The organism is Methylorubrum populi, from assembly GCF_002355515.1.
In the GTDB taxonomy this organism is placed as follows: Bacteria; Pseudomonadota; Alphaproteobacteria; order Rhizobiales; family Beijerinckiaceae; genus Methylobacterium; species Methylobacterium populi_A.
Window position 1 is genome coordinate 2,842,888 of sequence record NZ_AP014809.1, and the last position, 11,056, is coordinate 2,853,943.

Here is an 11,056-nt window from a genome sequence, read left to right on the forward strand (position 1 = left end):
GATTCCCGACAAACGGAAAATGCCCCGGCCGGGCGGCCGGGGCATCGAGCGTTGCGCAAGACGGGTGCGCGCGGCACCCGCCCGTGGCTTACTCCTCGGTCTCGTTCTTTTCGTTGGTGGCCTCGGCCTCGGCTTCCGCCTTCTCCTCGGCGGCCTCGGCGGACTGCGCCTCGGCGATCGCGGCCTCCTCGGCCTCGACCTCGGCGCCGAGCACCGTCGGCGGCAGGATGTTGGCGACGGTGTCGGTCGGCTCGCCGGTATAGGTGCCGGCCGGCAGGCGCAGGTCGGAGGCGTGGATCACGTCACCGATCTCGCGGCCGGTGAGGTCGACTTCAATCGCGTCGGGGATCTGGTCGGGCGCCACGTCGAGGGACACCGTGTGCAGCGCGACGTTGAGGGTGCCGCCCTTCTGCTTGATGCCCGGGGCCTTCTCGTCGTTCAAGAAGTGCACGGGAACGTCGACCGTGACGGTCTGGCCGGAGACGACGCGCAGGAAGTCGACGTGCAGCGGCACGCCGGAGACCGGGTCGAGCTGGTAGTCGCGCGGGATCGCGCGGGTCTTCTTGCCGCCGACGGTGATGTCGAACAGCGTGGTCTTGAAGCCGCCGGCGTAGATCAGCGTGCGGGTGCGGATGAGGTCGACGGCGATGGCTTCCGGGGCCTGGTTGCCGCCGTAGATGACAGCGGGAATCTGGCCCTGGCGACGAACGGCCCGGGCGGCCCCCTTGCCGACCCGGTCGCGTGCCACGGCCTCAAGCGTCTTGGTGGCGCTCATGGCGTGATCCTTTTGTAGAAAAATGGAGCCGGGCCAACGACAAAGGCCGCCCGAAGCGGACGGCCCGACCGTTTCCCAGCGCGCCCGTGCCTCCAAGGGTGTCTCAAGGGCGCGGGCGGGCCTTACACGCTTCGACGCCGCGTGGCAACGGCCGGCCGGGCAACGAGGGTCTACCGGTTCGCGGTCGCCATGCCGCGGCGGGCCTCGGCCTGCTTGCTGGTCTCGTCGAAATACTTGGTGGCATCGCCGAGCTGCACCGAGGGCTGGCAGTTCGGGGTGCAGGAATAGGATTCGCGGTCCAGGCCGCGCTGGACCGTGATGATCGAGGCCTGCGGCGCCTGCACGCTGATGGTCGATTCGGCGATCATCGCCCCCTTGCCGTCGAGCGCGATGAGATTGGTGGTGCCGAAGCTCTTGCCCGTGAGCACGACCACGCCGTTCTTCTGCAGGGTGATGTCGGCGATCATCGGATTGCCCACCACCACGGTCTGCGTCTTCTCCGGCAGGCGGATCACCTTGGCGTTGTCCACCTGCACCGAGACCGTGCCCTGCGGCACCGGCTCGTTCGCGCGGGCGGGGACCGTCAGCGCGAGTAGTGTGAGGAGCGCCGACAGGGCGTGCATCGGGAAAGGGCGCAGGCGGGTCATGGAGGGTCGGTCCGATCGCGCGGAGTGCGGGACCTGCCGCCGGATGCCGTGCCATATCCGCGGCACAGGTCCGGAGCGGGCGCATCTCCCGTCGCGGCACGGAACAGGAAACTGATGAAGGAAGCGCTAACCGTAATCGACGCGGCGGCCTTCAGCAGTCCGTGCCGCGCCCCGCACGGCACTGTACCGACCATTCGAGCGATCTGTGCAATACGTCATTAACTGATCGCCACAAACGCCTGGCGGAAGGCTTGGTTGGGAGATCGATTTAACGCAAATGCAACGCGTCGGGACTACATCTCGACCTGTCGCCGATCGGGGCCTCTACAGACTTCCGACGGTCGCCCATCAGACTAAACGAGTGGAGATCATCGTGAAGAACATTGCCCAGCGCTTCATCTCCGACGAGTCCGGCGCCACTGCCATCGAGTACGGCATGGTTGCCACCATGGTCGGTATTGCCATCGTCGGTATCTTCGCCAGCTTCGGCAGCAAGCTGTCGACGGCCTTCTCGACGCTCGGGGATGGCCTGAACACCCAGGCCGGCAAGCTGGCCACGAAGAACTAATCTCTCGACGAGGCGACAACAGCTCTCGGAGCGTGAGGGACATTATCCATCTCGCTTTCAAGGCGGTGCCCCGTTCAAGCGGGGCACCGTCGCCCGACCTTGAGATCAGACGAACTCAGTCCGCTGACGACCGATGCCCAAGGGGATGGGCGCATCTCACGACTGCAACGGCCGACAGGCGCGTAAGGGCTGATCGGGCCGACGGGAAGATCGCGAAGGAACCGTGACGGTGTCGGCTATGACGTCCTACCTTCTTCTGTGCGTCGTCTTTCCCTTCCTCATGGCCTACGCGGCCGCCAGCGATCTGCTGACGATGCGGATTTCAAACCGGATCACGGGCCTCGTTTTCGTTGGGTTCGTTCTCTACGTCGTCGCGTCCGGCATGAGTTGGGACGACTTGCTCTGGCATCTTGCGGCCGGTGCGTTGACGCTGGTCATCACCTTCGCCTTCTTCGCGAGGGGTTGGATCGGCGGCGGTGATGCCAAGCTCGCCGCGGCGACCGCCCTCTGGATCGGGCTCGCGCATCTCCCGGAATACCTCGTCCTGGCCTCGATTCTCGGAGGCCCTCTGACGCTCTCGATCGTGTCGGCCCGCAAGTATCCGCTGCCGAAGCTCGCGGAAAAATTTCCGTTCGCGGTTCATCTGCACGACACTAGGACCGGCGTTCCCTATGGTATCGCGCTGGCCGCAGCCGCGCTGTTGGTGCTGCCGAACGCCGTCGGTCTCGAGCAGCTTGCGTGGCCGTGAACGACGGTAACAATTCCGATTGAGCAGGCCGCCTTCCGGGCGGCCTTTCTGTTTTGGCAGGTTAGGCGCGAATGTCGGCCGGGACAGAACTGAAAAGGCCGCGGTGACGCTCGGTTAACCCTAACTTGACGAATCCCGGGCAAGTCTCGGAACCGGACGGCGACGGAGCCGTCGCCACGGTTCCAAGCCCCCATGAAACCAGCCCGTCTCGCCGTTCTGGGAATCGCACTCGTCGCGGGCTGCGGCGCTGCCCTGCTGATGCGGGGTGAGGAGAGGGCGCCCGAGCCCGCACCCGTCGCCAGGGCCGAGCCCGTCGCGCCCATTGCGATGAGCGAGGTGCTGGTCGCCGCTGCCGAACTGCCCATGGGTCAGACCCTCAAGCCCGAGGATCTGCGCTGGATGCCCTGGCCGGAGCAGGCGATCTCGCCCGGCCTGATCGACCGCCGTGCCGCTCCCAAGGCGCTCGAGGACTCGGTCGGCGCGATCATTCGCACCGGCTTCTCGGCCAACGAACCGATTCGGCCCGAACGTCTGGTCAAGGCCGGCAGCGGCTTCATGTCGGCGATCCTGCCGCCGGGCATGCGGGCGGTGGCGATTACGACCGATACCCGCGGGTCGAGCTCCGCCGGCGGCTTCATCCTGCCGAACGACCATGTCGACGTCATCAAGACCAGCAATGAGGGCAGCGACCAGTTCGCCGAGACCCTGCTGACCAATGTGCGCGTGCTCGCCGTCGGCCAGATCGTGCAGGAGAAGAACGGCGCCAACGTCGTGACGGCGGAAACCGCCACCCTGGCTCTCACGCCGGTCCAGGCCGAGACCGTCACACTGGCGCAGAAGATCGGGCAGCTCTCGCTCGTCCTGCGCAGCATCCAGGATTCGGCCCGGACCGCCGCCATCTCCGAGGAGGCGGATATGCCGCCCGAAGGCCCGTTGACCGTGGTGCGATTCGGCGTCGCCAAGCAGCAGCGCCGGTGAGGACAGGACCGATGACGACCCCCGCTCGCTTCCGCGGCTTCACCCTCTCCCTGCTCTCCGGCGCCTGTCTCGTCTCAGCGCTCCTGTGCGGATCGGTTGCCGCCCAGTCCGGCCCCGTCGGCACCTCTCCGGTCCTGACGATCGGGCCGAACGAGGCCGCGGTCTCCCGGCGCGTCGAGCTGAGCAAGGGCCGATCGCTCATCGTCGATCTGCCCCGCGACGCAAAGGAGGTGTTCGTGGCCAATCCGGCGGTTGCGAATGCGGTCGTGCGCTCCAGCCGCAAGCTGTTCCTGATCGGCATCGACAACGGTGCCACCTCGATCTTCGTGATGGATGCCGAGGGACGCCAGATCGCGGCGCTGGACGTCACCATCGCCCGTGACATCAACGTGCTGCGCCAGTCGCTGCAGCAGAGCCTGCCCGGCGGCCGCTTCGACGTGAAGGCGGTCGGCGAATCGCTCGTTCTCTCGGGCAGCGTGAGTTCCGCCTCGGAGGCGCAGCAGGCGCTCGACATCGCCAACGCCTTCGTTGGTCTGGGGGCCGGCGCCGGGACGGGGGTGCGCGGCGCCGTCATCAACAACCTGACGATCCGCAACAAGGATCAGGTGATGATCCGCGTCACCGTGGTCGAGGTGGCGCGCACGGTTCTGAAGCAGTTCGGCATCAACGTGACCGGAAACTGGGCGGCTCTGAATCCCCTCAACCCGACTGGCAACGTCCTGACGAACAATACACTGTTTCCGATCACCGGTGCCTACACGCCGGACGGCAACGTCCTGTCGGCCTCTGTGCGCTCCGGTGGCGCCTCCCTTCAGGCGACCTTGCGCGCCTTTGAACAGGCCGGCGTTTCCCGCATCCTCGCCGAGCCGACGCTGACGGCGATCTCCGGCGAGTCGGCCAAGTTCACGGCGGGCGGCGAGATCCCCGTTCCCTCGAACTGCGCCGCGGGCGTGGCCGGCGCCGCCTGTACCGTCGCGCTCGAGTTCAAGCCCTACGGCGTGAGCCTCGCCTTCACGCCGGTGGTGCTGGCGGAGAACCGCATCTCGATCCGGGTCGCAACCGACGTGACCGAGCTCGACCGGCAGAACAGCTACAGCTTCTCCTTCCCGGGCTCGAACCGGGTGACCCCCGTCCCGGCCACGACCCGGCGCAGCTCCGAGACGACGGTGGAACTCGCCTCCGGCGCCACGATGATGACAGCCGGTCTGATCCAGCAGAAGAACCGCGCCGTGATCGGCGGCCTGCCGGGGTTGATGAACCTGCCGATCCTCGGCGCCCTGTTCCGCTCCCGCGACTACCAGCGTGACGAGACCGAACTGATGATCATGGTCACGCCCTACATCGCGCAGCCGATGGAGGCGCGCCAGGTCCAGCGGCCGGACGACGGCTTCGTCGACGCGTCGGACGGGCAGGCGGTGCTGCTCGGACGCCTGAACAAGATCTACGGCACGGTCGGCGGCGGCACCCTCGGGCCGGCCTATCGCGGCCGGGTCGGCTTCATCGCCGACTAACCCCGCCCTGCACCGTTCTCGACCCCGCTGCGGCTGGGAGCGGTTCCAGGACCTTGTTTGAACGCGCTCTTACCTGGAGCCGACCGCCCGTTCGGCGGAAAACGCTCCTGCAGGATCGAAGCCCGATGTCTTCCCCCGCCCGCACCCTCGTCGTTCGCGCCCGGCCCATCGCCGCCGCCGTTCTCGTGGCCGCCCTGCTCGGCGCTTGCCGCGCGGATCGCGTCGCCACCACCGGCTCGACCTACCCGATCGATGTCCGCACCCGGCACCCGATCGTGCTGGCGGATGCCGATCGCAGCCTCGATATCTTCCCCACCGGGATCGGCCATATCGATCCGCGCCAGCGCGCCGACCTCGAAACCTTCCTCGTGGAATATCGGCGCTACGGCCGCGGCCTCCTCGTCGTCGAGGTGCCGCGCGGCGTGTCTCCGGCCCTGGCCGGACCGGTGGCGCATACGGGCGAGTCGATCCGGCGCCTCGCGGCGGAGATGGGCGTGCCGGCGGGTGGCGTGCGGGTCATCAGCTACCCGATCGCCAACCCGACGCTCGCCTCGCCGGTGCGCCTGAGCTTCCAGCGGATGCAGGCCAAGGTCGCCGACAAGTGCGGGCTCTGGCCGCGCGACCTCGGCGTCAGCGACCTGCGGGCCGGCTGGTCGAACGAGCCGACCTGGAACCTCGGCTGCGCGATGCAGGCGAACGTCGCCGCCCAGGTCGCCGACCCGATCGACCTCGTGCGCGGTCGGCCGGAGGGCCGCATCGACACGATCCGGCGCACGCAGGATATCGGCCAGCTCCGCGAGGGCAAGGATCCGTCAACCCGTTGGCGTCAAGATGGAAAGGCGAATGTCAGCAGCGACGTGAAGAGCCAGTAGCGCCGCCGGCCCCCCGTCCGCTGCCCGCTCGAACCCTGTCGATCACCGGCCGCGCCCTCCTCGGCACAAGAACCGGAAACCACGCACCATGCCGGACACTCACGAGGCCTCAGAGCGAACCATCGCCCCGGTCCCTCGCATCACGATCCAGGCCTTCTGCGAGACGCCGGAGACCGCGGCGATGATCGAGGGCACCGCGTCCGATCGGCGGATGCAGAAGGCCCATGTCAAGGTGCAGATGGGCGGGGGCGCGGCAGCCCTCGAGGCCTACCGGCACGCGCCGACGCCTAATATCATCGTGATCGAGTTCGTGGGACTGAAGTCGCGGCCGCTCGAATGCCTCGACCAGCTCGCCGAGGTCTGCGACGAGGGCACCAAGGTGCTCGTGATCGGCCACGTCAACGACGTGCTGCTCTACCGGCAGTTCATCCAGCGCGGGGTGAGCGAGTACCTGATGGCGCCGGTCGAGCCGGTCGATCTGATCGCCGCCATCTCCGATCTGTTCGCGGCGCCGGGGGCCAAGCCGGTCGGGCGCACCATCGCCGTCTACGGCGCGCGCGGCGGCGTCGGCAGCTCGACCATCGCTCACAACCTCGCCTGGACGGTGGCGCGCGAGCACGGCACCGCGACCGTGATCGCTGATCTGGACGTCGCCTTCGGCACGGCGGGGCTCAACTTCAATCAGGACCCGCCGCAGGGCATCGCCGAGGCGGTGTTCGCGCCCGAGCGCCTCGACGCCAACCTCCTCGACCGGCTGCTCTCGAAATGTGCCGACAATCTCAGCCTGCTCTCGGCGCCGGCCACCCTCGATCGCACGGTCGACTTGACCGAACCCGCCTTCGATGCGCTCACCGACCTGCTGCGGGCCACCGTGCCCTGCATCGTCCTCGACGTGCCGCATCAATGGAGCGCCTGGAGCCGTCGCGTGCTGGTCAGCGCCGACGAGATCCTGATCGTGGCCTCACCGGATCTGGCGGGGTTGCGCAACGTGAAGAATCTGCTCGCGCTGCTGCACCAGCAGCGTCCCAACGACGCGCGGGCCCGGGTCGTCCTCAATGGTGTCGGCATGCCGAAGCGGCCGGAGATCGCCGCCGCCGAGTTCGCCAAGGCGCTCGATGTGCCGCTCCAGGCCGTCATCCCGTTCGATCCGGCTCTGTTCGGGACCGCGGCCAACAACGGCCAGATGATCGCCGAGGTGCAGGCCGGTTCGAAGCCCGCCGAGATCTTCTCCGAATTGGCCGCGACCGTGACCGGCCGGGCCGAGATCCGTCGTGCCAGGGCGAATCTCCTGGAACCGCTGCTCGCCCGGCTGACGCGTAAGAAGGCGTCCTGACGGTGGTCCGCGCTCACTCCTCCCAACATTGCTGAAGGCGCGGCGCCATGTTCGGTCGACGCTCCAACGCCGCATCGGCTCCTGCCCCGGCCACCGCCGCGGCCGGGCCGACGACGGCTGCCCCGCCGGTTCTCCAGCAGGAGGTCGTGCGCGCCCATCCCGAGCCGCCGCGCATCCCAGTGCCTCAGGCGCCGCTGCCGAAGTCGGAGGACTATTTCCGCACCAAGAGCATGATCTTCGGTGCGCTGATCGAGGCTATCGATCTCGCGCAGCTCGCCCGGCTTGAGGGCGAGGCCGCGCGCGAGGAGATCCGCGACATCGTCTCCGAGATCATCGGCCTCAAGAACATCGTGCTGTCGATCGCCGAGCAGGAGGAGCTGCTCGACGACATCTGCAACGACGTACTCGGCTACGGCCCGCTGGAGCCGCTGCTCGCCCGCGACGACATCGCCGACGTGATGGTGAACGGCGCCGATCGCACCTTCATCGAGGTCGCCGGCAAGATCCAGCTCACCTCGGTGCGCTTCCGCGACAACCAGCAGCTGATGAATATCTGCCAGCGGATCGTCAGCCAGGTCGGCCGGCGCGTGGACGAATCCTCGCCGATCTGCGACGCGCGTCTGCCCGACGGCTCCCGCGTCAACGTCATCGCCCCGCCGCTCGCCATCGACGGGCCGGCGCTGACCATCCGTAAGTTCAAGAAGGACAAGCTCACCCTCGACCAGCTCGTGCGCTTCGGAGCGATCTCGCCCGAGGGCGCGAAGATCCTGCAGATCATCGGTAAGGTGCGCTGCAACGTCGTGATCTCGGGCGGCACCGGCTCGGGCAAGACGACCCTGCTCAACTGCCTCACCGCCTTCATCGAGCACGACGAGCGCGTCATCACCTGCGAGGACGCCGCCGAGCTGCAACTGCAGCAGCCGCACGTGGTGCGCCTCGAGACCCGCCCGCCGAACCTGGAGGGGCAGGGGCAGGTCACCATGCGCGATCTCGTCAAGAACTGCCTGCGCATGCGCCCCGAGCGCATCATCGTCGGCGAGGTGCGCGGACCGGAAGCCTTCGACCTGCTACAGGCGATGAACACGGGCCACGACGGCTCGATGGGCACGCTCCACGCCAACTCCCCGCGCGAATGCCTCGCGCGTATCGAGTCGATGATCACTATGGGCGGCTTCTCGCTGCCCTCGCGGACCCTCCGCGAGATGATCACCGGCTCGGTCGACGTGATCATCCAGGCCATGCGCATGCGCGACGGTTCCCGCCGCATCACGCACATCACCGAGGTGATGGGGATGGAGGGCGACGTCATCATCACTCAGGATCTGTTCGTCTACGACGTGCTGGGCGAGGATGCGAACGGGCGCCTGATCGGCCGTCACCGCTCGACCGGAATCGGCCGTCCGCGCTTCTGGGAGCGGGCGCGATACTACGGCGAGGAGCGGGCGCTGGCGGCCGCCCTCGACGCCGCCGCCGATACCGTGGAGCAGCCCCTGTGAGCGCGCTCAACGCTCCCCTCGCGGCCGGCCTCGTGGCGGTCGCGGCCGGCGCGCTCGCCTACGTCTTCCTGTTGCCGGCGCTCTCGGGCGAGCGGCGGGCCGAGCAGCGGCGCAAGGCGCTGGGTCAGCCGCGCACGACGCTCGCCGAGCGCGGTGCCGCTGCCAACCGCCGCGAACAGGTCGCCAAGAGCCTCAAGGAGCTTGAGGCCAAGAAGGACAAGACCAAGGTTACCCTGGAGCTGCGCATCGCCCGCGCCGGTCTCGATTGGAGCCGTCAGAAATACTACGTCGTCTCCGGGATCATGGCGGCCGTGCTCGCCCTCGTCGCCGTGCTCGTCTCCCAAAACGTGGTCGTTGGTCTGCTCGCCCTCTTCGCGGGTGGGTTCGGCCTGCCCGCGTGGATGCTCAAGTGGCGGCAGAAGCGGCGCGTCGCGGCCTTCGTCGAGGAACTGCCCAACGCCATGGACGTGGTGGTGCGCGGCCTGCGCTCCGGCATTCCCTTGGGCGATTGTCTGCGCATGATTTCGCGTGAAGCGAAGGAGCCGCTGCGCAGCGAGTTCCGGGTGGCGATCGAGGCACAGGCGCTCGGCCTGCCGATGGCGGACGCGATCCTGCGCATGTACGAGCGGGTGCCCGTGACCGAGGTGAACTTCTTCTCGATCGTGATCGGCATCCAGCAGAAGGCCGGCGGCAACCTTTCCGAGGCACTCAGCAACCTGTCGCGGGTGCTGCGCGAGCGCAAGAAGATGGCCGGCAAGATCGATGCGATGAGCATGGAGGCCAAGGTCTCGGCGGGGATCATCGGTGCTCTGCCATTCCTCATCGGCGGCGGCACCTATCTCTCGAGTCCGGACTACACGTCGCTGCTGTGGACGACCTCGGTCGGTAAGATCGCCCTGGTGATATCCGGTCTGTGGATGCTCGCGGGGGTCCTGGTGATGAAGAAGATGATCAGTTTCGACGTCTGATCCGGCTCTGCGACCGGGAGCCGAACGCCCCGCTCCGAGGGGCCATGTCGAGGGGAACGGGGCAGCGCGAGCCGCGCCGCGAGGGATGAGCTGGACCGGACTGACATGCTGGATGACTTTGTCAACACGGCGTTGGCCCCGCGCACCGTCGCCGCGGTGCTGACCGGCATTGCCGCGGCGGCCACGGTCTTCACCCTGGTTCAACCTCTGCTCGAAGGCGACCAGCTCGCCAAGCGGATGAAGCTCGTCAGCGACGAGCGCGAGCAGATCCGGCAGCGCGAGCGCGAGCGGCTCAACAGCCGCGCAAGCCTGCGCGTCGAGCCGAAGGCCTACATGAAGCGGGTGGTCGAGCAGTTCAATCTCAACCGCTGGCTCGGCACGGAGACCGCCAAGGCGAAGCTGGTTCAGGCCGGTTACCGGGGTGCCGGCGCCGAGACCGCCTTTCTGTTCTTCCGCCTCGTGATGCCGATCGTCCTCACGGCCGTCGCCCTGTTCTACCTGTTCGTGCTGGAGGTGCTCGATCAGCCCCTCGCGATCCGGGCCGGCCTCGTCCTGGCCGCCGGCTTCATCGGCCTGAAGCTGCCGGAGGTGTACCTGTCGAACATCACCACCAAGCGGCAGGCGGAAATCCGCCGCGCCTGGCCCGACGCCCTCGACCTGTGCCTGATCTGCGTCGAATCCGGCATGTCGGTCGAGAACGCCTTCCGGCGCGTCAGCCTGGAGATCGCGAGCCAGTCGACCGTGCTCGCCGAGGAACTGGCGCTCCTGACCGCCGAGCTGTCCTTTCTCCCCGAGCGGCGCGTGGCGTACGAGAATCTCGCCCTGCGAACGGGTCTCGAGATCGTCAAGTCGCTCACCACGGCGCTGATGCAGGCCGAGCGCTACGGCACGCCGGTGGGTCAGGCGTTGCGCGTGCTGGCGCAGGAGAGCCGGGACTTCCGCATGACCGAGGCCGAGAAGAAGGCGGCTGCGCTGCCTCCGAAGCTGACCGTGCCGATGATCCTGTTCTTCCTGCCGGTCCTCTTCGTGGTGCTCCTGACGCCCGCCGGGATCCAGGCCTACGCGCTGATGAAGTGAGGCGGCTTCCGGGTGGATGGCCTTCGAGATCATCACCGGATGCGCTCGGCCGTTCGATGATGTAGCCACGCGCGGAGTTCTCC

The 11,056-nt window shown here is 67.8% G+C and carries 11 protein-coding genes; 9 read left to right on the forward strand and 2 right to left on the reverse strand.

Annotation, left to right across the window (positions count from 1 at the left end; all coding sequences use genetic code 11):
• Positions 1-88 precede the first annotated feature (88 nt).
• Both MPPM_RS12995 and MPPM_RS13000 read right to left on the reverse strand, forming a co-directional pair.
• Complete coding sequence (locus MPPM_RS12995) at positions 89-775, reverse strand: 50S ribosomal protein L25/general stress protein Ctc (protein ID WP_096485431.1); 687 nt, start codon at positions 773-775, stop codon at positions 89-91.
• Positions 776-945: 170 nt separating this feature from the next.
• Positions 946-1,422 (reverse strand): pilus assembly protein N-terminal domain-containing protein, encoded by a 477-nt coding sequence (locus MPPM_RS13000; RefSeq protein ID WP_096485432.1) that lies wholly within the window; start codon positions 1,420-1,422, stop codon positions 946-948.
• Between the two features lie 373 nt (positions 1,423-1,795).
• Between MPPM_RS13000 and MPPM_RS13005 the strand changes: the two genes are divergently transcribed.
• The 9 genes from MPPM_RS13005 to MPPM_RS13045 all read left to right on the forward strand — a co-directional run bounded on the left by MPPM_RS13005 (position 1,796) and on the right by MPPM_RS13045 (position 10,973).
• On the forward strand, positions 1,796-1,990 hold the full coding sequence (locus MPPM_RS13005; RefSeq protein ID WP_096487837.1) for a Flp family type IVb pilin: 195 nt from the start codon (positions 1,796-1,798) through the stop codon (positions 1,988-1,990).
• A 238-nt stretch (positions 1,991-2,228) separates the two neighbouring features.
• Entirely contained in the window at positions 2,229-2,738 is a 510-nt protein-coding gene (locus tag MPPM_RS13010) for an A24 family peptidase (RefSeq protein ID WP_096485433.1), read from the forward strand.
• A gap of 192 nt (positions 2,739-2,930) precedes the next feature.
• Positions 2,931-3,716, forward strand: coding sequence for a Flp pilus assembly protein CpaB (cpaB, locus tag MPPM_RS13015; RefSeq protein WP_096485434.1), 786 nt, complete (start codon positions 2,931-2,933; stop codon positions 3,714-3,716).
• An 11-nt stretch (positions 3,717-3,727) separates the two neighbouring features.
• Positions 3,728-5,227, forward strand: coding sequence for a type II and III secretion system protein family protein (locus MPPM_RS13020; protein WP_096485435.1), 1,500 nt, complete (start codon positions 3,728-3,730; stop codon positions 5,225-5,227).
• A 125-nt stretch (positions 5,228-5,352) separates the two neighbouring features.
• The gene (locus MPPM_RS13025; protein WP_096485436.1) at positions 5,353-6,099 is read left to right on the forward strand and encodes a CpaD family pilus assembly protein; all 747 of its coding nucleotides are present in this window, start codon (positions 5,353-5,355) and stop codon (positions 6,097-6,099) included.
• A gap of 88 nt (positions 6,100-6,187) precedes the next feature.
• Entirely contained in the window at positions 6,188-7,432 is a 1,245-nt protein-coding gene (locus MPPM_RS13030; RefSeq protein WP_096485437.1) for a CpaE/TadZ family protein, read from the forward strand.
• Between the two features lie 47 nt (positions 7,433-7,479).
• A complete protein-coding gene (locus MPPM_RS13035) occupies positions 7,480-8,928 on the forward strand; it encodes a TadA family conjugal transfer-associated ATPase (RefSeq protein WP_096485438.1) in 1,449 nt (482 codons plus the stop codon).
• The gene (locus tag MPPM_RS13040) at positions 8,925-9,896 is read left to right on the forward strand and encodes a type II secretion system F family protein (protein ID WP_096485439.1); all 972 of its coding nucleotides are present in this window, start codon (positions 8,925-8,927) and stop codon (positions 9,894-9,896) included. Before MPPM_RS13035 ends, MPPM_RS13040 begins: the two co-directional genes overlap by 4 nt.
• Before the next feature lie 105 nt (positions 9,897-10,001).
• Positions 10,002-10,973 carry a type II secretion system F family protein gene (locus tag MPPM_RS13045; RefSeq protein WP_096485440.1) on the forward strand — a complete coding sequence of 324 codons (972 nt, stop codon included), beginning with the start codon at positions 10,002-10,004 and terminating at the stop codon, positions 10,971-10,973.
• Positions 10,974-11,056: the final 83 nt, after the last annotated feature.

What these genes read in the sequence shown, in the direction of transcription:
- MPPM_RS13000 (WP_096485432.1), bottom strand. Translation starts at nt 1,422, where the DNA reads ATGACCCGCCTGCGCCCTTTCCCGATGCACGCCCTGTCGGCGCTCCTC.
- MPPM_RS13020 (WP_096485435.1), top strand. Translation starts at nt 3,728, where the DNA reads ATGACGACCCCCGCTCGCTTCCGCGGCTTCACCCTCTCCCTGCTCTCC.
- MPPM_RS13030 (WP_096485437.1), top strand. Translation starts at nt 6,188, where the DNA reads ATGCCGGACACTCACGAGGCCTCAGAGCGAACCATCGCCCCGGTCCCT.
- MPPM_RS13035 (WP_096485438.1), top strand. Translation starts at nt 7,480, where the DNA reads ATGTTCGGTCGACGCTCCAACGCCGCATCGGCTCCTGCCCCGGCCACC.
- MPPM_RS12995 (WP_096485431.1), bottom strand. Translation starts at nt 775, where the DNA reads ATGAGCGCCACCAAGACGCTTGAGGCCGTGGCACGCGACCGGGTCGGC.
- cpaB (WP_096485434.1), top strand. Translation starts at nt 2,931, where the DNA reads ATGAAACCAGCCCGTCTCGCCGTTCTGGGAATCGCACTCGTCGCGGGC.
- MPPM_RS13010 (WP_096485433.1), top strand. Translation starts at nt 2,229, where the DNA reads ATGACGTCCTACCTTCTTCTGTGCGTCGTCTTTCCCTTCCTCATGGCC.
- MPPM_RS13045 (WP_096485440.1), top strand. Translation starts at nt 10,002, where the DNA reads ATGCTGGATGACTTTGTCAACACGGCGTTGGCCCCGCGCACCGTCGCC.
- MPPM_RS13025 (WP_096485436.1), top strand. Translation starts at nt 5,353, where the DNA reads ATGTCTTCCCCCGCCCGCACCCTCGTCGTTCGCGCCCGGCCCATCGCC.